Raw genomic sequence first — 23,708 nt, 5'->3', positions numbered from 1 at the left:
GCCATAACGACAAAGGACATTGCACCGTTATGGTGCGATGTCCTTTATTTAAGATTTCGCTGATAATAAACCGATTGGACTTTTTGGATGTATATTTTTCTGGCGTTCTTGGTGCGCTTTGAAAACCCCGCATTATACGCACCGACACTGTTCCAATTATAGCCATGACTGGCAAAGTTTGAACTTAATACCCACGCGCCCAAATGAACATTAAAGCAGGGTTCATAAATGTTTGTTTCGTTGATATTAAAATCGGATAACTTATCAAACCAATGAGAATTAATTTGCATCAAGCCAAAATCACGACTGACGACTTGACCGGATTTATTTTTATTTTCATTGTACGCGTTCGGGTTTAGGCTACTTTCTACCATGGCGATGGATTTTAAAAGCAGTGGTTCGACATTATAATATCGCCCTGCCTCATCAAAGCAAAAAGCCCAACTGAAACACGGCGATAACAACGAAAGATAAAGTAATGGTTTTCTCATAAAAAAGAGCCCTAATAATAGGACTCTCATTTTATGCCACCCTATAGAGATATCAATATTCACAAGGTAATAAAATTGTAGTGACACTGCGATCACGTTCCGTTATTACCCAAACCGATTGATCACAAATGGTATAACTCGATATCACTCGCTCACCGGTTTTCGTTGCCTCATCATTGCTGATTTTATCTTCAATACAAACATCTCCCCAATCGCCACTTTGATGACGCTGCAAATATATCGACAAATTCACACCGATATGGTTATTCAATAGATAATCGACGCCTTGTGTATAGACCACCTTCCCCAACAAAAACGGCACGGCCGTACAGACGTAACATTTTGCTTTTGTTTCTTCACTGTTTTGTGTAGTATTTAAAACGTTCATTTAATGAAACTCCAATGTAGTTGAACTGAACATGCCTTGATATTTGATGGAACAAATATCAAGGCGCTTTAATTTCAGGTTTAATAAACGTCTTCCGTTTTACGAATGTGATTAAACACTTCATAAATCTCATCGTATGAAATGCCATACCCTTCGAGCTTTTCCACACAATCACAAATATCATTGGTATAGAAACATTCGTGATTAAATAGCTCACGGCGAATGATCGCCTTTTTCCCGTTCTCTTTGATATCTTCGGCGATCCCTTCTTGAGCGATGGAATCTAAACGGGTCATTAATTGCTTGGCATTATCAACGGGGCAAATTAACCCCATACCTAGTGACGCGTATTTCACGCCCTCTTTTTTTGCCTCATCGAGCTGCTGATTAGAAAAAGCAAAGAACGCCCCAGCATCATTAAAAGCCTGAGTTTGTTTGTCTTGAATATAGTGTGAGAGATATTTCATTATTTAAGTCTCCATTTATGCTTCGATGTATTGATGGCTATCTGTCACCCATCCCATGACGACAGCACGACTATTCAGCCCTACCTTATTTGTTTCAGTAATCACATGACCTCTCGCGATGCCTTGCCCCCAGTACGGCTTATTGAGTTCTGTTTCTGGGAATAAAACCGTCAGCTCTAGCCAAACACTGGAATGCCTGGCTCTTGCTTTTACATGAGCGCCAATCACGACAATATTTCCCACAGATGTTGATCCTGATAGGGCCACATCACGACAATATTTCCCACAGATGTTGATCCTGATAGGGCCACATCACGACTTGGCTCGACTGGTTGCACGCGCTTAGAGATATCATTTTTTGGTGAGCTTTCGTGCTCCAGCGGCGAAACGCTGGTCACTGAATTTGAATTAGAGAGAGTTAGGTTTGAATTTTGTTGCGCCATGAGGATTTTCCTTTTGTTTGAGTATCACTTTTCGGAGCCGCTTGGCTGTCCGCTCTCTCACCATCGTTCTGCTTTGCAAGGGCGCGCAGCGTTCATTTACCCTTGCAAATCAGGTTGTGGGGAGAGACGGTGAACAGCCTGCGAGCCCGCAAATGATGCGAGTGAAAGGAAATCGGCGCATAAGAAAACAAGCCTTACTCGAACTTATTCAAAGCCAGGGAGAGCAACGAGGAGGCACGACGAGGCGCAACGAACGCAGTGAGAGAAGTGCGTTCAGGATTGCAGCGATATCCTTTTAGATAGGGGCTGTAGAGAGGCACATTCTGGAGCGGCACGCAGTGACTCGCCAGGGTGATGCCACTCTTAGGCCATAGATGAAAGATACAAGCGGAGAGCCTTGCCCGAAGGGTAACGCCCAATCGAAGCCCTTACCATGACACTGTGCATCAAATCCGCTTTAAACGATCATCATAAAAAACTCGTCAATTAAGCTCTATCAGCCACGCAACCACTAATTGACATCCATACACTGCAATACAATCAAACATCAATTTAATGGGTCTACAGTCCTCCTCAGAGCCAGCTTGGCGACCGCTTGCGGTCGAGCCTTTGGCTCAACGTCTTTTAGCGCGACCACAGCGTTCACGGAAATCACAAAGGAAAATGATGCCTCCAGGATAAGAGGCATCTCATTCGGTTTTAATCTAATAAAGTCATGAGTCTTTTTGTCACAAAGACCGCGTTGGGCGTCAGTTTACGCACCCACGCTTTTGAGTATCGGGACCATTTAAAGCCGTTACTTTTTAATTTTTTGCGCACCTCTTCGGCTGGAATACCGTCAAATGAAAACTTAATGCGGCCCTCTTCTTCGTACAGCTCCCAAGCCGTCCCCATGGCCTCGCCATTACCCTGTAGCGGCGCTTCATTATGCAACGCTTCCAAGTGCTCTAAACGCTTTCTCGTTGTTCGGATATTGGCATTACTATTCTGTAGTGCGTATGCATCAAAGCCAAACTTTCCAAAAAACTCACACGGGCGTAATAATTTCTTTGCTCTTTCTTCTGTCTGCCCGTGTGTATTAACCAAGTATTCGATCTTGTCTTCCTCGGTCATATGACTAGAGCGAACGATCTTATTAACGGCTTTCATGAGTTCATGACTTTTAATCAAACCCTCGAGCTTTTTCTTCAATTTCTCAACCGCTTCTGGGTCATCTGACGCGATACCGGCAGAGCCGACACTATCAGCGCGACGGCTCAGATAGTCCGCTTTATCCTGAGCCTCTACGCTTTTTCGCATGTTGGTATTGATGCTCTCCGCGTGTTTACGGTGCTTCGCTTCTGAGTGGTGGCCAACCAGGATTGGCTGACCGAAAGGCAACATTTTCCCTAATGTACTCGCGGTATTGAATCGCTCATTAGAGACCGCCGCCGCTTTAGCGGCGCGCTCTTCTAATCGTTCACGCTTCGCTTCTTGTCGCTCTTGATAGTCTCCCAGCGCTACCACTTTTCGAGCTTTATCTTGTGGTGGCGGGGTTGGCTTCTTCTCGTCACTGTTAAGCGGGGAAAGATAACCGTCAATCAATGCCTTTGTCACTTGCTCAAACGTAAAGCGCACTTTAGACAATCCCAACAATTTTGTCTCAGTCACCGCCGCGTAGTAGTGGCAAAGCGTGGGATAGTTCGCATCGATATCATGTCTAAATCGCTCCAAGTCACCATTATCAAACTCGATATACATCATCGTCTTGCTGTAACCGTTATTGCGGCCCACTTCCATCGCTTCTTGGCTTGCTTTTTTATTGTAATCATCAAGGGTGTACGCATCGCCATCAGAGAATAAATTGGATTCACTCCAATCAATAATCACTTGCTTCACAACGGCGGTCTTTTCCAGGTTTTCGTACTGGTCGAACGGGGCAAGCTTTACCGGCTCTTTCACCTCTTCGGTGCCCTCCACTTCTGAGCATTCCCCCTCAATCATCGTGCTTTGCGCCTCCTCTCCATCCAAAGAGAACGTCATCACCACATCATTAGAAAAATGATAGATACAATCACAGACCTGCACTTTCACTAGAGCGCCTTCTCGGATGGTCAATAAAATAACCATGTCGCTGTAGTTCTTTTCGTACCAATCCCAAAACTCGGATTTATCCATCGTGACAGGCTCATTACTTCTAAAGCAATCATCCATCCCCATTGACTGAGTTTTTAAGATCAACGAGTCGGCATATTCCAACAGCTTCGCAATTTTAGCCTTCGCGTTTTTACGCAATTTATGACCTGAAAAGCTTTTCAAAAATTCATTCTTGGATGAGCCTGACGGCTCAAACGGGGATACGTTTGTCGCTGATTGAACGTTAGGAGCTGTTGATGGATTGAGGATTGAGTCTGTCATACGTTTTTCCTTTGATTAATTTTTCATTCCCGTTGTCGCCTGACTGCTCGACCCAAAATCACGGTTCATCAAAACAAGGGCGCGAAGCGTTCATATACCCTTGTTTTTGGGGTTCTGATTTGGGACGTTAAGCAGGAAGACCGCGACACGGTAATGAGAAATCAAAGGAAAAAAGACAGGCGAAAAACAAAATCCATCTTACAGATCCTTTCGTTCAGTCAGTGAAAGGAGTGAGGAGGCACGACGAGCGGCAACGAGGAAGAATGACGAGGCGCAGGCGTTCAGGATTGCAGCGATATCCTTTGAGATAGGGGCTGTAGAGAGGCACATTTTGGGGCGGCACGCAGTGACTCACCAGGGTGATGCCACTCTTAGGCCATAGATGAAAGATACAAGCGAAAAGCCTTGCCCGAAGGGTAACGCCCAATCCAACCCTTTACCATGACGCTGTGCTTGAGATCTGCTTTAAACGATCCTCATAAAAAACTCGCCAATTAAGCTCTATCAACTACGTAACCACAAATTGACATCAATACACTGTAATACAATCAAACATCAATTTAATGGGCCGATCGTCCTCCTGAGAGCCAGTTTGACGACCGCTTGCGGTCGAGCCTTTGGCTCAACGTCTTTTAGCGCGAGCGTTGAAGCGATCGAAGGACATAACGAGGACAAAAAAAATGCCTCTAGGATAAGAGGCATTTCAGAAAACATATTTGAACATTAAACGTTGATATGACTACCAACCCAAAACGCGGCACCGGCTACAGTCGCAATCATCGCGAAGGCTGTTGCAATAATGAGGTTTTTAAGGGAACTCACTTCATTACGAACCGTATCGATTTTATCTGAAAGTTCATTGCGAACCGTGTCGATTTTATCTGAAAGCTCATGACGAACGGCTTCGATCTTGTGATCGAGTTCTTTACGCGTATCATTTAACTGCTCTTGAGTGGCAGCATGCGCGGTAAGATTGATCAGCTCTTCAACGCTTAATGTGACTTTGCTTGATTCAGACATAGTAGAAACCTTATTTAATTGATTACAGTTTATAGCATTATGATGTGGAAGTCATTCACGCCTGGATAGGCGTGAACAAGAGATATTTCACTTTTAGTTATATCCAACCGCGCTCCGCAAACGACACCACATCTTCAAAAGACACCACGAAGTGATCGAGTACTCGAATATCAACCAAGGCTAACGCGTCGGTCAGTCGTCGAGTAATACGTCGATCGGCTTGGCTGGGTGTGGCATCACCGCTGGGATGGTTATGATAAAAAATGACCGCGCTTGCATTTGTGGCCAGTGACTCTTTGACCACTTCACGCGGGTAAACGGATGCGGCGTCAATGGTGCCGTTAAACATCTCTTTTGTGCGTAAAACTCGATGCTGACTATCAAGAAATATCACCCCAAACACTTCGCTTTCATTGGAAGCGAGTGAAGTCTGACAAAATGACTTCACCAATTCAGGGGAATTGAGGGGCGTCTGCTCTGACACAAACAACTTAGATTTTAAAATGCTCGCGGCATGGTTCAAGATATCTTTTTCTTCGACTGAGAAGAGGCTGTGATTCGAGTAGTTAGCAAGTACAGACATAATAGATCCCTTTTAATATTGAACCGGCGACGGTGTCGCCTGAGCGGCCTACGGCCGAAAACAAAGAGACTCAACCGACTAGGGTGCTTTACATGGATCGTTTATCCTATAGGTCATGCATCCGAATAAGCCCATCAAACAACTCTTCAATGCCAACGATACTTGGCTGAACTACCTCAATAAGTACCGAGAAACCCTCCGAACCGTCGTCATTGAAAACGTCACCAAGATGCTCGCTTGCAGTACCGCTGCTTTTGGCTCTAAAGAGTATCGATGCACTCATGCTGACTGCACCCATCACAAATACATTCACCAGACGTGTAAATCTCGCTTTTGCAGCAGTTGTGGCATAAAAGCCACAGAGCGGTGGATACGAAAGCAACAACATGTCTTTCCTGAGTGTGAGTATCAACACGTTACGTTGACGCTACCACACACGTTGTGGCCCATCTTTCGGGATAATCGTTTTCTTCTCAATCATCTCTTTAGCTGCGCAGCCAAAATCTTCTTAGGATGGGCAAAGCAACTCGATATCGATATTGGCGTGTTCTGTGCACTTCATACCTACGGCAGAAAGCTGAATTGGAATGTGCACATCCATTTGTCTGTCACCCGTGGGGGTTTATGTAAGAAGACTGGTCTATGGAAGCCGATTTTCTTTAAAGCTAAGACCACTGAGAAGTGTTGGCGCGGTGCCATCACTCAACTTCTCAGCTCCAATTACTCAGAGTTAGACTTGAGTGGAGAGGACTGCCCTTTCATTCGTAATGAGCAAGATTGGTCCCGATTTTTAACCAGCCAATATTGCCGTCGATGGAAGCTGCACTTTGCAAAGAAAACAGCCAACGTGACGCCAACCATGACTTACCTGGGTCGATACCTAAAACGGCCACCGATATCGGCGTCGCGTTTACGACATAACTTCCAGGGAGGCTTGGTGACGTTTGATTACCTCAACCATAGGAATGGTCGAACGGAATCCCTCATTTTGAGTCCAGAAGCTCTGATAGAACGCATGATTGAGCATATTCCAGATAAGCACTTCAAAATGATTCGATACTTCGGTTTTCTATCAAACCGACGTCGTGGTGAGATGCTCCCTAAGGTCTACGGTGCCTTGGGTGTCGCACCTAAAGACGCACCTGAAATGCCCGGTTACGCAGCTATGCTGAAAGGGTATGTGAAGGTTGATCCGTTTGAGTGCATTCTTTGTGGGCACCGTTTAACGTTTCTTCGCTTTAGGGCTGGGGAGCCGCTGTCAGAGCTGGTCCACCATGCTCTGGTTCAAGCCCAAATCAGGTCAATTTAGGCGTTTCACAGGATGGGTGTATCTGAAATAGCGAAAACAGCATGAAAGTGTTCAACAAACATCCGTGTTTAGATTGTAGAGCAGAAGTTAGGTCTGTCCGGGACTCATTCTAAGGGCGGGATCGAACTTTAGTTATTGAAAATAAATAACTTTATTTTCAATTGGAACTTTTCCTGATAGTCACGATCAGATCATGAAATAAAAAATATGAGAAACTCGCATGATTATCATTGAACAGCTAAAAAAAGTGAAAGATACCCGTTCGCACATCAACCAAGTCTACCCTGTTATAGAAGTCGCTTTTGTTGTCATAACAGCCATGCTTTGTGGTCAAAACAAGTGGACGGATATCAAGGATTTTGGTGAAGGAAATATCGACTGGTTACGTGAGTATTTCCCCTACGAAAATGGCCTTCCTACTCGTCATAATATTGCAGCAATTATGAGGACTATTGTTCCTGAAACACTCTTAGAAGCTATGGTGGGCTGGGTTAATTTGCATAGAGAGAGGCATGCTCAACCTATCATCAGTGTTGACGGGAAGGTACTAAAAGGTGCTAAAGCAAACAAACAAGATAACCCCCTTTATATGGTCTCGGCATTCGATGTTGATGAAGGTTTGACCCTCACACATCAACCCTGTAAAGGCAAAGGGACGGAGCTAACAGCGATAAGAAACCTGTTAGATACTTTAGATATAAAAGGATGTCTATTAACGGCTGATGCCCTGCATTGTCAGGTTGAAACTCTGAATAAAGTGGTTGATAAAGGTGGCGATTTCTTAGTGCAAGTCAAACTGAATCAGCCCAGTTTGCTTGCAGAAGTGGATGCACAATTCCAAGACTATTGGTCTTTGCCTGAAGATAAACAAGAGTCATACATCACCGAAGATAAAGGGCATGGCAGAAAAGAGGTTCGTGAGGTTTACGTTCTCCCAGCAGCCTTCAGTGAAGCACTCAGAGAAAAGTGGTCTGTCGTTAAAAGTGTTGTTGCAGTGGTGAGAGATAGAAGTGTCAAAGGGAAAGGAAGTTATGAAACATCGTATTATATTTGCACAGATCACTTGTCGTTAGAGTTAGCCTTACAAGCGACCAGAAAACACTGGCACATCGAGAACCAGCAGCACTGGGCGTTGGACGTTATTTTCAAAGAAGATGAACAATGTATTTATGCTGGAGATTCAGCACTAAATATGGCTTGTTGCAGACGTTTTGTTCAGAACTTGTTTAGAAAATCCGAAGGGAACTTGTCAGTACCCAGGAAGATGAATAAAGCGGTATGGGACAAAGATTACAGAGCTTCGGTTTTGTTTACATCAAATTAACAAAGTACATTCGTGCCCTTGACTCATTCTGACGTGAGTTATGCCGCGATTGTTCAGGTCAGGAAACATTGAGATTCCTTACCTGAACCGGCGACGGTGTCGCCTGAGCGGCCTACGGCCGAAAACAAAGAGACTCAACCGACTAGGGTGCTTTACATGGATCGTTTATCCTATAGGTCATGCATCCGAATAAGCCCATCAAACAACTCTTCAATGCCAACGATACTTGGCTGAACTACCTCAATAAGTACCGAGAAACCCTCCGAACCGTCGTCATTGAAAACGTCACCAAGATGCTCGCTTGCAGTACCGCTGCTTTTGGCTCTAAAGAGTATCGATGCACTCATGCTGACTGCACCCATCACAAATACATTCACCAGACGTGTAAATCTCGCTTTTGCAGCAGTTGTGGCATAAAAGCCACAGAGCGGTGGATACGAAAGCAACAACATGTCTTTCCTGAGTGTGAGTATCAACACGTTACGTTGACGCTACCTCACACGCTGTGGCCCATCTTTCGGGATAATCGTTTTCTTCTCAATCATCTCTTTAGCTGCGCAGCCAAAATCTTCTTAGGATGGGCAAAGCAACTCGATATCGATATTGGCGTGTTCTGTGCACTTCATACCTACGGCAGAAAGCTGAATTGGAATGTGCACATCCATTTGTCTGTCACCCGTGGGGGTTTATGTAAGAAGACTGGTCTATGGAAGCCGATTTTCTTTAAAGCTAAGACCACTGAGAAGTGTTGGCGCGGTGCCATCACTCAACTTCTCAGCTCCAATTACTCAGAGTTAGACTTGAGTGGAGAGGACTGCCCTTTCATTCGTAATGAGCAAGATTGGTCCCGATTTTTAACCAGCCAATATTGCCGTCGATGGAAGCTGCACTTTGCAAAGAAAACAGCCAACGTGACGCCAACCATGACTTACCTGGGTCGATACCTAAAACGGCCACCGATATCGGCGTCGCGTTTACGACATAACTTCCAGGGAGGCTTGGTGACGTTTGATTACCTCAACCATAGGAATGGTCGAACGGAATCCCTCATTTTGAGTCCAGAAGCTCTGATAGAACGCATGATTGAGCATATTCCAGATAAGCACTTCAAAATGATTCGATACTTCGGTTTTCTATCAAACCGACGTCGTGGTGAGATGCTCCCTAAGGTCTACGGTGCCTTGGGTGTCGCTCCTAAAGACGCACCTGAAATGCCCGGTTACGCAGCTATGCTGAAAGGGTATGTGAAGGTTGATCCGTTTGAGTGCATTCTTTGTGGGCACCGTTTAACGTTTCTTCGCTTTAGGGCTGGGGAGCCGCTGTCAGAGCTGGTCCACCATGCTCTGGTTCAAGCCCAAATCAGGTCAATTTAGGCGTTTCACAGGATGGGTGTATCTGAAATAGCGAAAACAGCATGAAAGTGTTCAACAAACATCCGTGTTTAGATTGTAGAGCAGAAGTTAGGTCTGTCCGGGACTCATTCTGACGTGAGTTATGCCGCGATTGTTCAGGTCAGGAAACATTGAGATTCCTTACCTTTAAAGTCGTGATGGGTGGCGTCAGTTGGTGTTATTAGCCATACAAGCTAGTTAAAAAATCTGTCGCTATGGCTTGATGCTTAGCGGTCGTTTCAACGTTTTTCTCTTCTTTTTTCGCGTAGGCGTAATCTTCCCGCATCTGTTTTACCGTCGTCACTCGGTCACATACGCTAATGCTCACCCCTTTTCCTTTTAGGCTTTCTTCCAAGACCAAAGAGTCGGTATAGCCAAACTCCTTAAGTAAAATCTCATGCACTTTGACCGCTCGAACCGTCGAATTAAAGTCAGTGGAATTTACCCAGATAAGTCTTTTTGAAATAGTCGCTGAAACGGTCGAGCGCACAGCACGTTCAACGATCGGACTAGAGACATCATTTTTTGGTGAGCTTTCGTGCCCAGCGGCGAAACGCTGGTCGCTGAGTATGGGTTTAGAGAGAGTTGGGCTTGAGTGTCGTTGTGCCATGAGGAGTTCCCTTTTTGTTTGAGTATCACTTTTATGGAGCCGCTTGGCTGTCCCTACCTCAAACAGGGTTCTTCTCTGCAGGGGCGCGCAGCGTTCATTTACCCTTGCAGATAAGGTTCTGATTGAGGAGGGTTAACAGCCTGCGAGCCCCATAAAATGATGCGAGTCGAAAGGGAAATCGGCACATAAGACAACACGCCCTTACTCGAACTTAACCAATGTCAGTGAAAAGAGTGAGGAGGCACGACGAACAGTAACGAGGAAGAATGACGAGGCGCAACGAACGCAGTGAGAGAAGTGCGTTCAGGATTGAAGCGATATCCTTTGAGATAGGGGCTGTAGAGAGGCACATCCTGGGGCGGCACGCAGTGACTCACCAGGGTGATGCCACTCTTAGGCCATAACTGAAAGATACGAGCGAAAAGCCTTGCCCGAAGGGTAACGCTCAGAGCAAGGCTCACTCATTATCCAAAGCGAATGTTATTACGCACGATTAGGTGAGCCTCAAACGGCCAAATAACAAAACAACTTATTGTATATAGTTCGACCCACAACCTGAACCAAAAAACATAAAATGAACTTGTTAATGGTTCAAATTGCATGTAATCTATTTTTAACTTAAAGGATATATTCAACAGGACTTATAACGAATGAACTTCAAAGAAAAAGCTACCGACCTGGGAACCAGGATGTTTCATGAAAACGTATCGCTTAAGGAAGAGCTGTTAGAACAGTCAGCGATTCGTTTTAAAGATGACCTTTTGGAAAATGGTGTAACGCGCCTAGTTCACAACCATGCTGTCAACAAAACTAAACTAGGTGTCGACATTCTTGGTCTATCGAAAAACACGTATATCAAACGAATCGCACAATTGATCGAAGAAGGTGTTATTGATGAACCCTACCTCTACAATAGAAGCCACATGTTTACACTAGAGCATGTCCATGCCGTAATGAACCACTTTGGTTTTGAAAAGTTCTCTGATAATCATGATTCAACAGTTGTGTTAGTCAGTAACTATAAAGGCGGCACGGGTAAAACCACGACGAACACTTCACTTGCTGTTAAAACCGCGCTAGACCTCAACCTGAACGCTCGTGTTCTTATTATTGACCTCGATCCACAAGGCAGTGCACGAGGTATCATTAACGTAGAAGATGAGAGTGAAGAAGTTTTCATCACACTATCTGACTTGCTTCGCTCACTATTTAAAGAGTTTGATTCTCATGAGTTTGCAAATGAAGCCACTGAATTCCAAGAAACAGGACATAGTTTTGAAGATGTGGTTCTAGCGGCACCATTCTCGACTCATTTACCAAACCTCGATGTTATGACAGCTTTCCCAACGGACGAACAATTTACAAAGCTATACTGGTCACTGGACAAAGAAAAGCGTGTTGAATTGCTGACAGCGTTTGCCAACAAAGTTGTACCCATTCTGAAATCACAATACGACATCATTTATTTAGACCTGCCACCTCAAAATAGCCCTATTACTTGGTCAGCTATAGAAGCTGCTGATATGATCCTTTCTCCAGTAACGCCTAGAACTTACGACTATGTTAGTACAATGTCTTACCTTCTAACTATGTCTGAGCAATTGGAGGATTTACCTTCTCAAGGTGACAACGTGAAGTGGTTCAAAATCTTGCCAGTAAACTATAACGAGTCGAATAAGCAAGAGCGTAAGACTTACGATCGACTTCTAAGAACGGTGGGGAGCGATATGATCACTAAAGCCATTAAGCATAGTCCGTTCTTCCATGAAGCAGCTGACAAGAATCGTACTATCTATGACATCATTCGTTCTGAAAGTACATGTACTGACATTCAATACTACGATGCAATCAATTCTGTGAACGAGGTATACAATACGTTTATCTCTGATTTGAAAGCGTTAACAAGTAAAAACAATAAGTAGGTAGATCTATTATGAAAAAAGGCAAGAGCTTGTTGACTGGCAGCGCCAAGTCACGCACTAGTAGCCTAACCAGCGCTCAGACTCGAACATATTTAAAAGGACTAGTAACGGCTAAGCGTATTGTCATCCCTGCATCTGAAGTTGAGTCTAAAACAGATATTCACCCACTCAACCCACGTAACCAGGAAGCACTTACGTTAGACGCTGTCAGAGACATTTTCCCGTCAATCTGTGAAAACGGTGTTAACCAAGAGGGTGTTGCTGTTAGGTGCCCTACTACTAGCAAGCTATTGCTTTTAGATGCAAGTCGCCGTCGTTTTTCGTGTATCAATGGTGGTGTTGATTTACCACTGTGGGAGATACAGGGAGATGTTAGAGACGATCAAATACTTGGAATCATCAATGATAGCCAAGAGGTTAAGCGTTGGTCATATCCTGAACATGCAAGGTATCTTTTAACCATAGCGGAACGTCAAGGCATCGATGTTGAAAACACTAAGGTCGAAGACTTAGCAGCAGCACTTTCAATCGGTAGGGAGTCACTACGTAAGCGACTCGAAGCGAATAACGTTGAGCCTTCAATACGCAAAGTATTTGTGGATTTTGAGGGTATACCAAATAGTTTCTACAGCAAGCTTGCTAAACACCAGAGAGCGCTAGTTAAAGCGGGTAAAGAAATTGACAAATCAATGGCAGAGTTCAAAAAGAACCTAACTGGTTTGAGCAATGACGTTTCTGAAAGCCAAAGAAAAACCTTAGATTTACTAGAATTGTTCATTGCAGAGAATACTACCGGCAAGCCAAAAAAAGCCACATGGGAGACAGATAAACTGGCTGAATTTGACGACAAAAATGCTTACGCTAAAGTAAGTCGCAGTGCTGATAGAAACATGGTGAAATTCGAATTTTCTCGCATTGGCTCTGAAAAGATGAACAAGATTGATGCATACATCAAACGTGTTTTATCTGGTGATGAATAAAAACAACCTTTTATCACAGTGATGCTTAAGACTATATATAACAAGGGTTTGGTCGATTATTTCAAGTAAAACAATGGGGGTTGTCACAGCAGGATTCTGTCCAAAAACTTCTTAGATTGAATTTTTACCGTGGCATTTTCACACGCTTCATCTTCACTGTTTTGTTGCTATCTTTTTAGCCCACTCTGTCCTTGCGAGTATGAAGATTTATCCAACCATACACAAAGAGCAACCGGGATTGCATTTATGCTCGATTTAATTAAGTTCATAATGAATTTTTTCTGTTCACCAAGGAGGCTATATGACAGAGCAAGAGCTTTACGAGTATGCGGTTACTTTACTATCAAAACGTGATTACTCATCTGGAGATTTGAAATACCAACTATCGCGCTTATCCGATGAGCACCAGGTTGATGCGGTTATGGAAAGGTTGCTATCTCACCACTATGTAGATGACACACGGCTTATCGAGCGAGAGATTCAAAAGCAGCTCACAAAGCTCCATGGCGAAACGCGTATTAAGCACGAATTAAGAAAAAAAGGGCTTGATGCGTTGTTAATCGCACAATCCCTTGAAGATCTCGATGTTGATTGGTTTGAGCTTTGTCTAACCGCTAGAGTGAAAAAGTTTGGCTCGAATAAGCCGAAAGATGAAAAAGAAAAAGCTAAGGTGATTCGTTACTTGCAGTATAGGGGCCATCATATGGGAGCAATCCTAGAATCGCTAAGTTAATACAATACAAACAGCTTTTTATGACTTTTAACGAATACTTCGAAAAAATACAACGACAAATAAGTAGAGCAAGCTCACTAGAAGACCTTTTAGTTTGGCGTAAAAGAATCAATATTGGTATCGCAGGCTTACCTTACAAAGCAAATAAAGGGTGCTTAGTCGCTCATGGCTATACATCGAACAAAGAAGAAGCTAAGAGAAACAATCAATATGACAATCTTGATCACACGAGGCGAGGTGATTGAATGTGTTAAACATGAGCTTGAATTGGCAGGAATTGTAGAGAAAAATTACGCCGCGCCCGATCTCAGACAATTACTACCAGAACTGAAGTTCACCATTGTAGAAGCGCTCTTAAATCAAAAACGCATTAACCTCCATGTTACTCGTGGCATTTTGTTACTCGTGGCATTTTCTAGCTGCGAAAATGCCCCATTGTTAGTTTCGCCAAAAAATCCACGCTCTCGGTCGGATGGGTTTTGACCAAACATAACTAATCTGAAACCCAAAACTCATAAAGTACGAAAAATAGTTATCGGAGTGCAATTCTTAGTTCAAAGAAACTCGATGACTTTTGCTCTTCAAACCGCTCTTAAAACGTCATAAACTTACAAAGCGTTATAGAAACATACCGCTTTGTTCAAGAGTGTAAAATCTTCGCTAAGAGCGTTTAAGGCGGTCTGAGGGCTGTTTCTGATAGCAAACTCACACATTTACCATAATAGGAATAATGAACACCGGCTTTTATAATGATTTCGTAGTTAATCATAGTATGATTCCGATTCATTACAGAATGAGTAATAAAGGGTACGCATAAGATGTTTGGAAAATTTTTTGGTGGATCTTCAAGTAAAAATACAAATGCTGGGTTGGTCAGCGATAAGAACAAAAAAGATGGAAGTATTGATCATAGAGGGAATTCTGGGAATGACAGGACTCCATCTCAAAAAGAAGGTGATAAAAAACGCAGGAAAGAATAATTTCAAGTTATTAGGTCATTGTGATTTAGACGTAAGAACGGCTCCCGATTGGGAGCCGTTCTTCGTTACAGAGTCACGCGGATTTACCATAATAGGAATAATAAACACCGATTTTTTTGAGAGGTTTGAGAGCAATTCTCTCTTTGGTTGATGTCCAGTTTGACTGGTGCAGATCAATTTTTTCTAAACCAACACTCTAGATTATCACAACGATATTCTCCGTTTTGCTCTGTGGCATGTAACAGAGTTAACGGTCGAAAGTTGGAGTTACTTTCCAGGTTTAGATTTACAAAATCATACATGTGCCAAAGAATTTCTGATTGCTCAATCTCTTCTTTATCACCGCCAACAATTACTACACACCATTCATCAACGATGTAGTCCAATTCTTCAAATCTACTCTCTATATTGTCGATAACTGACTGGTTTAAAAGACCTTTCTTTATTAAGTTTTGCATCCAAAAGTAGTTTTCATTGTCTTGAAAATACTGCGTCTCGGTCAAAAATGTATATAACTGAAGTTGCCCCAAAACAGCCCATTTATTGAACTCAGAGCTTCCCCACTTTTTGACTTCTATTATGCTTATACCGCCCTCAGGAGATATTCTGAGGATATCTGGTCTGGCTAACTTGTTATGAATGACATCAGTGCCATAAGGTGTATACGCTTCTTCAATGTATATATCTTCGGACCATGCCGATCTCATCCAATCACATATTATCTCTCGCCATTTTGTCTCATGCATACACACCTCAATAGTAATCATAACGCTTTCTAAAGGTGATTTATGCATTTTTTATCTTTCATGATCAATATAAAATCAAAGGCTTAAACCGATTTTTGAATGTTAGACGGCAACATGTAGCTTAATGTGTGGAATTGAATTTAACGTCACTTAGTGCGTACTCAGATTTAGACTAAGAACGGCTCCCGATTGGGGGGCGTTCTTAGCTGTAAGGATAAGCTACATTTGTATGCTGTTACTCATGATACAATATGCAACTTGTATTTAATTTATTGTGGGATTTTTAATGGATATTAACTTAGTAGAAGATAGCATTCTTGAGTTACTTACTGAGACCTTTGGTTGTGAATTTAAGGTGGTAGATAACCCAACCCGTTTCGTCTTTTCTAGCCAAGACTATGATTTTAGTTTTCCACTGACTCTTCTTGAGGAATCGCTGCCAAACCTTAGAAATAAAGTGACAGGTTGGCTTAATGGGAAATTAAGTGAAATAAGTCCTAATAGCTCTATATCCTACGACCAATATGGAAATATCTCTGTTATTCAGGGGGATTGAACTTAACGTGACAGCACTTAGTGCGACCCCAGATTCAGACACAATAACAGCTTCCATGTAACGGTTGATTCTGTTTCTTATGCATATAGACTAGCTCGAAAAATTATGAAGGAAGTTGGTTATGATTATCTCTTACATCAAAAATGAAAGCTCTTTTAAGATTGAGTACATCTCAGAGATGGAAACAGGTGCCGGTTGTATGGAGAATGCCGAGGTCTATTATGAGATCCTTAAAGCGCATGATCATAAGGTTGAGAAGCCTGAATGGCCTTCTAGAGTGAAGGGAGAGTGTTACGATAAAGATTATGGTAAAAAGACTGAAGACAAGTACTTATCTCTAGTCAAAAGGATTGGAGTTAGCGATATTGAGGTGTCTAATGGTGGGAAGACAGTTCGGTTATTACCTTAAAATTGATATGATTTACCATAACGTCACTTAGTGCGAACCTAGACTTAGACGCAAGAACGGCTCCCGATTGGGAGCCGTTCTTCGTTACGAAGTCACTCGATTGAACATAATATGAATAATGAACACCGATTTTTTAGAGGTTTGATAGCATTTTTCTCTTAGACAGATCTTCAGTTTTACGGGTGAAGAACACTCACCTGATTTTTGTATTTTTAAACATTACAATAATGTTTTTTTACTGTATACGGTTATTTATGAATGAGTTCCAACCTATGGTTTTTGGTGTCTTTACGGGGTTGATGGTAAGTTTTTTATTATACATGTCTAAAACCCTTCTTTTAAAAGCTCGGCAAACTTTTGAAGCTTGGAGTTACAGAGGTATTTATATCTCAGGTCAGTGGCAAGGCGAGGCATTAAAAGGTAATAGACAATGGGAATTATCGTTGTCAATAATACAAAAAGGACGAGTATTAAATGGAGATTATGAAGCAATCACACGAAGAGAAAATGACCAAAAACACACAAGTAAGATGTCCTTTGAGGGGGAGATTCGAGATGGTTTTATATCTTTAACTTTCACACCTTCTTCCGATAAATCCTTGTCTTTTGGTTCAATGTTATTACAAGCTCATGAGCAGGAGCTTGTTGGTAAGCAGATCTTCCGAAATATAAGAAACGGGAAGGCTCCTATTCATGCTTATGATGTTAAATTTAAACGGTCTAGCTAAAATGCTATTGCTTTGTATTTTCTTTTTACCATAACGTCACTTAGTGCGAACCCAGATTTAGACACAAGAACGGCTCCCAATTGGGAGCCGTTTTTTTAGCACGGAGAAAACTTGGAGGAAACCTCGTGCTTATTGATAGCTTAATCAAATAAGGTTTTCTATGCCGGATTTAACGTAACGTCACGTCACTTAGTGCGAACCAAACCAATACTTTTTATTACTAGTGCGATGCTACTCATCGCACTAGCTCTTCACAAGTAAACTTGCAATACATGTAGTTATTGTTGGTTTTCTAATTTAGCAAAAGCGCTGGCAAGTTTTTGCCCCAATATGATTTAGAAAAAACATGTTCAAACTTAAAGGACGCGTGTTTCCCCAACAAAATCTAATGTCAAATGTTGGCTGATTTAGCTGCCCACTACACTTACTTTTCCATATAACTAAATCGTTTATTAAGTATGAAAAGTGGCACGTTTGTTTAGTATCGCCTTAAAATTCGACTTTACGTTGTCATCATTCTTATTTGTTTAGTTAAAATCATATAACTAATTACTCCACCGAATACTGGGAGGCCTAATGAGAGGAATAGTATCATTCCTTTACTCTGAACTTCTTTGTTAACTAGTACGATTATGAGCGGTAGAAACCAAGCTGTGACAGCTGAAATGAAAATAGATACGCCTAAAATTGTAAATGCCATTTCGTTTTGAATACCTGAATGGTCAACTACAAAACTTAGTATCAACATAACCCAAAATAGAACAATAGATTGCTTTAGTAACCTCAGCATTTTCATTAGCATTAGTTTCGCACTCCTAATCAAGTAATAAATGTGGCCAATGTAATCTTTTGTTCAATGTAAATCTAGGGTTGTTACTGTGCTAGTATGGAAGTGTGATGTTTACGACTTGTTAAGACGTTTGTAGTTTTCCTCCTAAACACTTAGTCCAGAGACAATGCTAGCTCTTTTGTGTCCAAGATCGTGTCAGGCCAACCAGTTCTGGCACTGTGATGATCGAGCGATTCTGTCGTACAAATCTAAGCAGATGCAGAAGCGAAAGGCATCAGTATTAAAACCTATCGAGCGACTAATAGTCGGGTATATTCGTCGACTTCTAAAAGAGCCCAATGGTGACTCCTCTGCAATTTAATTATATTACCGCCAGTGATTCTCGAAGCGAGAACTAAGGAGGCCGTCATGGACCTCTTCAAGGCAAGTGGCGGCTTCTCAAGCTCGGCACCATCCGCAGAGTACCAATAGGCGTGATATTTACTTTGCCTCATGACTATCAAATTCTCGGCTTATAATCTGGTTTAATTTTTTACTGAAGTTGCCTCTGTTGACACCCAAAATTCTTGCCGCCTTTGATTGGTTACCGCGTGTGTGCGTTATCAACTCAGAAAATAATACATCAAGTACCGTTGGTGTTACCCAAGACATATCTGGTGTCGCTGATTTACTATCAAACCACGTCGGTGCTAATTCTTCTCGGATAAGCTTTTGGATTTGGTTCTTATTGATAGGAGATAGGTGGTCATTCATATTTGTTAGATTAGGCACTGGCAAGATTAGCATTGGTTGTTGAGTAAACCGAGTTTAACGTAAATCTTCTTGGTCTGCACTTTACCCTAGCTTCCTTTCAGTGTGATCTTTGTTTCAGACTTACTGCTGGAAACATACTTTGCCATACTTGTGGTTATTCGTAGTTTGCTAATTTAGCAAAAGCGCTGGCAGATAAATGTCCAAAACCTTCACAGGTTGAATTTTTACACGTGGCATTTTCGAGCTAGAAATACATTGTATCAATGGCTTATTTGAATATAACAAAAAATACCAATATAGTTGCTTATTAAAGCGCAATCTGGCAATCAAAAATCACGTCATTATTTTACCTTTACAAGGATCACTATGGAATTTGAAAACAACATCTTACATCTCGGGTCATTCTTTGCAGTGACCATGGGGATCGTGGTTCTATTTATCGGTCGGAGGCTCAATCAGGTCATCGGTTTTTTGAAAGAGTTCAGTATTCCTGAACCTGTCTCTGGCGGGATTTTAGCATCGCTCCTGTTTGCGGCTCTTTACGCGACGACCTCAATTGAAGTGCAGTTCGATCTGTTTGCTCGCGATGTATTATTAGTCTACTTCTTTACCACAATTGGTATTAACTCAAGTTTAAAAGACCTGTTCAAAGGCGGAAAGCCCTTGGTCATTTTGCTAGCAATCACTATCTTCTTCATGATCATGCAGAACATTGTCGGTATTTCTGTTGCATCAATGTTCGGTTTAGAACCTGTCTTTGGTCTACTCAGTGGAAGTATTTCGCTGATTGGCGGACATGGTACCGCGATTGCTTGGGCCCCCAAGGTTGTAGAAGAGTTCGGCCTAGAAAGCGCGATGGAAATTGGTATTGCCAGTGCAACATTCGGGCTGATTTTAGCCAGCCTAATGGGTGGTCCTATTGCGAAGTTTCTCATCAAGCGTCACAACCTCAAACCAGCCGACGGACAATCAGGCTCAATCGATTCAAATGTCAAAAAGCAACAACAAGCCCTCACATCATTTCAATTTTTAGACGCCGTGTTAGCGATTCATATTTGCATCATTGTTGGCGCGTTGCTTAATGAATTGCTCAGTCAGACAGGATTACAGCTTCCATTGTTCGTATCGTGTTTATTTGCGGGTATCGTGATCACCAACGTAATGCCAGACTCCTACCCAAGAATTTCAGGCGCTAAATGGCCGACACGCTCGCCCGCTATCGACTTAATTGCTGAAATCTCCCTAGGTACATTTTTGGCGATGTCACTAATGAGCATGCAGCTTTGGACGCTCATTGATTTGGCAGGTCCTATCTTCGCGGTATTGGCAATGCAGCTGCTACTGGCGGTGATAATCAATATCTTCATCGTGTTCCCATCAATGGGTAAGACCTATGATGCAGCCGTTGTATGTGCTGGGTTTGGAGGGATTTCGTTAGGTTCCACACCGACAGCCATGGCGAACATGTCGGCAGTAAGCCAGAAATATGGACATTCAACACAAGCCTTCATCATCGTTCCATTGGTATGCGCTTTCTTCATTGATTTAGCGAACGCCCTGATTATTCCTTACTTCATGAGAATGATGTAGCTAACCTTTGTTAATACGATATTCCACAGTTTGCAAAAGAGGTGCACCGCAATTTATTTAGGCGGTGTACCCCAATAAAAAGAGCCGCAGTACAACATTTTAAATTGTTTCCAGTCTTCATTCTTACTTAATTCCCTACCTGTGGCCATTCGCATTAGCCTTTACACTCTGGCGGGGTTGGATTTCCCTCACCCCAACCCTCGCAGATTAGACCTTTAAATACAATAGATTGCACTGAATTGGCAGGATTGCACTATTGAACATAAGCAGACATAAACTGTACCGAGATTTAGACGTGTGTAGCTTTTGCTTGAATTTAACGTAATCACACTTAATACGTACCTAAAACAATACTTTTGCTAGTGCGATGCTACTCATCGCACTAGCTCTTCACAAGTAGATTTGCCATACCTTAAGTTATTCATGAATTGCTAATGTTCGATTTTCCGAAAATGATTTTTGTCCAAAACCTTCACAGGTTGAATTTTTACCCGTGGCATTTTCTAGCTCGAAAACCAAAAATTATTTAGTCGGCAAGTTAGTTAACTTGTGATGTTTCGATTGTTTTGCGTGAGGGAGGGGATTTGCACCGATAGAAATCAGTTATTAAACCCCGTTGTTAGGATAGAGGGTATAAGCATCGCTAAAGCTAATAGATGTCAGTGTGCTGCACAATAATTTATTGATTAATAACGGCTTTAAGTCTTCGTGTTTAAGGGTGCAATATATGTGTGTCACAGAAGTTGATTCTGAAGACAACATCTTTTCTAACTGGTTTTCATTGAAAACATACACTAAGGAACTTGCATCTAACCGCTTCAAAACATAACCTACTAATGTGCAACGGTGTGATTATATGTCGGTTTTTTTTGGAATAGTAGCCCTTTATCTGATTTGTACGATAATTCCAATGAAATTCAATTCAAATTTTCCGACTTTTCAAGCCCTAAAAACCCGTAATCAGCACAGTAAAGCTCTACCTTTTTCAGTCTAGCCAAGACAGCGCCATCTCAAATCCCTCGGGCGTTATGTTGATATACCAATCCAAATCCACTTTCTTACGCATGATTAGCCCGCGCTCCTCTAGTGTTTTGCATGAGACTCGAAAATTGTTCGGGTGGATATCTTTTTGAAGTAAATGATTCACGGCCTGGTTGATGACCGTTGATTTACCTTCTTTCACACCTTTTGTGAACGCTTTGGCCAAACAACTCAACACAGCTTTCTGAATTTGGCTCATTCTGACTTCCGCCATCACTCTTCCTCTAATCATTGTAGCAATGATTAGAGGATACCATCTTTATCCATTGCTGCAATGAATAAGATTCTAGTTATGATAATTAGCTGTGTCATAAAGGTATAGGTGAAAAGCATAGGCATTAAATTGCCATCAACTTAGTAATGGCATAATATTAATGTCACACCTACTTAGATCATAACCTAAAAGTCTTAAATCATCATTATGTACATATTTGGCTACCTAAGAGCATCAACTGTCGAACAGGATGCAGAAAGAGCAAAAAAAACTTTATCAAACTTTGTAGGGCAAAGAGGGCTTCGAGTTGCTGCGTGGTACGTTGAGCAGCAATCAGGTGCATCATTGCAAAGACCTAAATTACTGCAATTACTCAGTGATGCTAGAAAAGGTGATGTGATCCTTATTGAGCAGATAGATAGGCTTTCTCGTTTAAATGAAGCAAGTTGGTCTCAATTGAAAGAAATGCTGTACGAGAAAGAATTGAAAGTCATTAGTTTAGATCTTCCGACCAGTCACATCGCACTAGCCCCAGAAATATCGGATGAGTTTACGAGCTCGATGATTAAGGCCATCAATAACATGATGATGGATATGCTAGCGGCGATTTCTCGCAAAGATTATGAAGATAGACGTCGACGTCAAAAGGAAGGTATTGAGAAAGCTAAGGAGATGGGCAAGTATCTAGGTAGAAGGCCCAATTTAGAGTTACACGAACAAATTTATAAACTTAGGGTGTTGAAAGAAATGAGTATTCATGAGACAGCTAAGTTTCTGGGAGTGTCACCACGAACGGTTGTTCGTGTAGTTAAAAGAATGAGGGCAGAGCGAAGCGAAAGTTAGCCTCGCCGTCGAGCTGGCAAGGCTGCTTTGTTTATTCGGCAGTCTAGTGAGAAAGTTGTGCTATTTCGTCTTTACTCAGTCCTGTGACTTCTGCAACGGATTGTTGATCCATTCCATTGAGCATCATTTTTCGAGCCATCTCTTTTAGGGCTTCTTGACGTCCTTTTTTTTCGCCTAATTGGATGCCTTCTTGACGTCCTTCTTGGCGTCCACGTTGAATGCCTCTTTGTTCGCCCTGTTGGCGTAATTGCTCTGCAATCGTCATAAGTGTGTCCTCGTGTTTCGGTACTGATGAGGCCAGTGACGTGATTAACGCCTCTATATCGTCTGTTTCACCTACTTGAAGTAGATAACTCATCAATGACTGTACTTGCTTCTCTGTAGTGTAATCGGTTAATAGCAATGTGACCAGAGGCTGAATGAAATCCATGATATCTCGATGCCGAGCGTGCTTTTGTACGAGCTCAAGCAAGGCAATACGACGATGCTGCATTATCTCATCGTCAGGCATAACGGTAACATCGACCAAAGGAAAATCCTGAGTATAAAGTGCTTTAGCCTGGTCAGGGTTAGTAAAACCTTTCAACCAATTCATTTCATAGGGATAAGGTGAGACTTTGCCATGGTAAAACTGCAGTGGTATTACCAAAGGTAAATGTTCGTGGCCAGCATCGATATGCTGCTGCATAGCGGCGATAGCATATCTCATCAAGCGAAAGGCCATATTTTTATCTGGTCGGCTTTGGTGTTCGATTAACGCGAATACGTACCCTTTCCCCTGAGAGGTTTTGAGAGAATAGAGCACATCCGAATAGTAAGGACGTAAGTTTTCTTCGATAAAACTGCCAGACTCGAGCTTGAGTGTCGTTAAATCACAGATTTCGCGCAGCTCAACGGGTAGATGAATATCCAGTAAATCTTTAGCGGTTTCTGGGTGAGTCATAAACTGCTTAAAGAGCGCATCGTGTGGGGTTGGGGTTGTCTTTTTCATGTCATAATC

26 protein-coding genes are annotated in these 23,708 nt (G+C 42.3%); 13 read left to right on the top strand and 13 right to left on the bottom strand.

The features are described from left to right. Positions 1-44: 44 nt before the first annotated feature. From ACMAZD_RS26270 to radC, 8 genes are all read right to left on the bottom strand, one after another. Positions 45-491 (bottom strand): lytic transglycosylase domain-containing protein, encoded by a 447-nt coding sequence (locus tag ACMAZD_RS26270; protein ID WP_435250677.1) that lies wholly within the window; start codon positions 489-491, stop codon positions 45-47. 52 nt (positions 492-543) lie between these two features. Then, positions 544-879 (bottom strand): type I restriction endonuclease subunit M, encoded by a 336-nt coding sequence (locus tag ACMAZD_RS26265; RefSeq protein WP_435250676.1) that lies wholly within the window; start codon positions 877-879, stop codon positions 544-546. Between the two features lie 80 nt (positions 880-959). Next, entirely contained in the window at positions 960-1,346 is a 387-nt protein-coding gene (locus ACMAZD_RS26260) for a DUF7659 family protein (RefSeq protein WP_435250675.1), read from the bottom strand. 15 nt (positions 1,347-1,361) lie between these two features. Beyond that, on the bottom strand, positions 1,362-1,589 hold the full coding sequence (locus tag ACMAZD_RS26255) for a hypothetical protein (RefSeq protein ID WP_435250674.1): 228 nt from the start codon (positions 1,587-1,589) through the stop codon (positions 1,362-1,364). Next, complete coding sequence (locus tag ACMAZD_RS26250; RefSeq protein WP_435250673.1) at positions 1,571-1,789, bottom strand: hypothetical protein; 219 nt, start codon at positions 1,787-1,789, stop codon at positions 1,571-1,573. Before ACMAZD_RS26250 ends, ACMAZD_RS26255 begins: the two co-directional genes overlap by 19 nt. A gap of 699 nt (positions 1,790-2,488) precedes the next feature. Continuing rightward, positions 2,489-4,186 carry a DUF3560 domain-containing protein gene (locus ACMAZD_RS26245; RefSeq protein WP_435250672.1) on the bottom strand — a complete coding sequence of 566 codons (1,698 nt, stop codon included), beginning with the start codon at positions 4,184-4,186 and terminating at the stop codon, positions 2,489-2,491. 723 nt (positions 4,187-4,909) lie between these two features. After that, positions 4,910-5,206 (bottom strand): DUF1640 domain-containing protein, encoded by a 297-nt coding sequence (locus ACMAZD_RS26240; protein ID WP_435250671.1) that lies wholly within the window; start codon positions 5,204-5,206, stop codon positions 4,910-4,912. Between the two features lie 97 nt (positions 5,207-5,303). Beyond that, the gene (gene radC / locus ACMAZD_RS26235; protein WP_016799664.1) at positions 5,304-5,789 is read right to left on the bottom strand and encodes a RadC family protein; all 486 of its coding nucleotides are present in this window, start codon (positions 5,787-5,789) and stop codon (positions 5,304-5,306) included. A 115-nt stretch (positions 5,790-5,904) separates the two neighbouring features. Here radC and ACMAZD_RS26230 point away from each other — a divergent pair, with 115 nt between their 5' ends. From ACMAZD_RS26230 to ACMAZD_RS26220, 3 genes are all read left to right on the top strand, one after another. After that, positions 5,905-7,098 carry an IS91 family transposase gene (locus tag ACMAZD_RS26230; RefSeq protein ID WP_435247018.1) on the top strand — a complete coding sequence of 398 codons (1,194 nt, stop codon included), beginning with the start codon at positions 5,905-5,907 and terminating at the stop codon, positions 7,096-7,098. Positions 7,099-7,318: 220 nt separating this feature from the next. Further along, on the top strand, positions 7,319-8,422 hold the full coding sequence (locus ACMAZD_RS26225; protein WP_435247125.1) for an ISAs1 family transposase: 1,104 nt from the start codon (positions 7,319-7,321) through the stop codon (positions 8,420-8,422). 179 nt (positions 8,423-8,601) lie between these two features. Then, positions 8,602-9,795, top strand: coding sequence for an IS91 family transposase (locus tag ACMAZD_RS26220; RefSeq protein WP_435247018.1), 1,194 nt, complete (start codon positions 8,602-8,604; stop codon positions 9,793-9,795). Positions 9,796-9,994: 199 nt separating this feature from the next. On the opposite strand, the gene ACMAZD_RS26215 is transcribed toward ACMAZD_RS26220, so the two are convergent. Continuing rightward, the gene (locus ACMAZD_RS26215) at positions 9,995-10,423 is read right to left on the bottom strand and encodes a hypothetical protein (RefSeq protein ID WP_435250600.1); all 429 of its coding nucleotides are present in this window, start codon (positions 10,421-10,423) and stop codon (positions 9,995-9,997) included. A gap of 689 nt (positions 10,424-11,112) precedes the next feature. Here ACMAZD_RS26215 and ACMAZD_RS26210 point away from each other — a divergent pair. The 5 genes from ACMAZD_RS26210 (at position 11,113) to ACMAZD_RS26190 (ending at position 15,038) form a co-directional block, all read left to right on the top strand. After that, positions 11,113-12,345: a ParA family protein gene (locus ACMAZD_RS26210; protein WP_435250670.1), complete on the top strand. Its 1,233-nt coding sequence runs from the start codon at positions 11,113-11,115 to the stop codon at positions 12,343-12,345. A gap of 11 nt (positions 12,346-12,356) precedes the next feature. Beyond that, positions 12,357-13,325 (top strand): ParB family protein, encoded by a 969-nt coding sequence (locus ACMAZD_RS26205; RefSeq protein WP_435250669.1) that lies wholly within the window; start codon positions 12,357-12,359, stop codon positions 13,323-13,325. Positions 13,326-13,626: 301 nt separating this feature from the next. Continuing rightward, a complete protein-coding gene (locus ACMAZD_RS26200) occupies positions 13,627-14,058 on the top strand; it encodes a regulatory protein RecX (protein ID WP_435250668.1) in 432 nt (143 codons plus the stop codon). A 20-nt stretch (positions 14,059-14,078) separates the two neighbouring features. Next, a complete protein-coding gene (locus tag ACMAZD_RS26195; protein ID WP_435250667.1) occupies positions 14,079-14,303 on the top strand; it encodes a hypothetical protein in 225 nt (74 codons plus the stop codon). Between the two features lie 573 nt (positions 14,304-14,876). After that, positions 14,877-15,038 (top strand): hypothetical protein, encoded by a 162-nt coding sequence (locus ACMAZD_RS26190; protein WP_435250666.1) that lies wholly within the window; start codon positions 14,877-14,879, stop codon positions 15,036-15,038. A 173-nt stretch (positions 15,039-15,211) separates the two neighbouring features. On the opposite strand, the gene ACMAZD_RS26185 is transcribed toward ACMAZD_RS26190, so the two are convergent. Continuing rightward, a complete protein-coding gene (locus tag ACMAZD_RS26185; protein WP_435250665.1) occupies positions 15,212-15,832 on the bottom strand; it encodes a hypothetical protein in 621 nt (206 codons plus the stop codon). A 238-nt stretch (positions 15,833-16,070) separates the two neighbouring features. Between ACMAZD_RS26185 and ACMAZD_RS26180 the strand changes: the two genes are divergently transcribed. From ACMAZD_RS26180 to ACMAZD_RS26170, 3 genes are all read left to right on the top strand, one after another. Then, a complete protein-coding gene (locus ACMAZD_RS26180) occupies positions 16,071-16,340 on the top strand; it encodes a hypothetical protein (protein WP_435250664.1) in 270 nt (89 codons plus the stop codon). Between the two features lie 121 nt (positions 16,341-16,461). Beyond that, the gene (locus ACMAZD_RS26175) at positions 16,462-16,749 is read left to right on the top strand and encodes a hypothetical protein (protein WP_435250663.1); all 288 of its coding nucleotides are present in this window, start codon (positions 16,462-16,464) and stop codon (positions 16,747-16,749) included. A gap of 254 nt (positions 16,750-17,003) precedes the next feature. Then, complete coding sequence (locus ACMAZD_RS26170; RefSeq protein ID WP_435250662.1) at positions 17,004-17,477, top strand: hypothetical protein; 474 nt, start codon at positions 17,004-17,006, stop codon at positions 17,475-17,477. Positions 17,478-18,747: 1,270 nt separating this feature from the next. Here the strand turns inward: ACMAZD_RS26170 and ACMAZD_RS26165 are convergent. Then, entirely contained in the window at positions 18,748-19,020 is a 273-nt protein-coding gene (locus ACMAZD_RS26165) for a helix-turn-helix domain-containing protein (protein WP_150895868.1), read from the bottom strand. Between the two features lie 366 nt (positions 19,021-19,386). On the opposite strand from ACMAZD_RS26165, the gene gltS reads away from it, so the two are divergent. After that, the gene (gene gltS / locus ACMAZD_RS26160; RefSeq protein ID WP_435250661.1) at positions 19,387-20,610 is read left to right on the top strand and encodes a sodium/glutamate symporter; all 1,224 of its coding nucleotides are present in this window, start codon (positions 19,387-19,389) and stop codon (positions 20,608-20,610) included. Positions 20,611-21,595: 985 nt separating this feature from the next. On the opposite strand, the gene ACMAZD_RS26155 is transcribed toward gltS, so the two are convergent. Next, on the bottom strand, positions 21,596-21,865 hold the full coding sequence (locus ACMAZD_RS26155) for a hypothetical protein (RefSeq protein WP_435250660.1): 270 nt from the start codon (positions 21,863-21,865) through the stop codon (positions 21,596-21,598). A 207-nt stretch (positions 21,866-22,072) separates the two neighbouring features. Between ACMAZD_RS26155 and ACMAZD_RS26150 the strand changes: the two genes are divergently transcribed. Next, positions 22,073-22,708, top strand: coding sequence for a recombinase family protein (locus ACMAZD_RS26150; RefSeq protein WP_435250659.1), 636 nt, complete (start codon positions 22,073-22,075; stop codon positions 22,706-22,708). Positions 22,709-22,751: 43 nt separating this feature from the next. Here ACMAZD_RS26150 and ACMAZD_RS26145 read toward each other — a convergent pair whose 3' ends face one another. Beyond that, positions 22,752-23,699, bottom strand: a complete 948-nt coding sequence (locus tag ACMAZD_RS26145) for an Rpn family recombination-promoting nuclease/putative transposase (protein WP_435250658.1) — start codon at positions 23,697-23,699, stop codon at positions 22,752-22,754. Between the last annotated feature and the right edge of the window lie 9 nt (positions 23,700-23,708).

It is taken from the genome of Vibrio sp. nBUS_14, from assembly GCF_051201655.1.
Lineage (GTDB): Bacteria > Pseudomonadota > Gammaproteobacteria > Enterobacterales > Vibrionaceae > Vibrio.
Note: the sequence above shows the minus strand (reverse complement) of the source record. Positions and strands in the feature narration are given on the sequence as shown.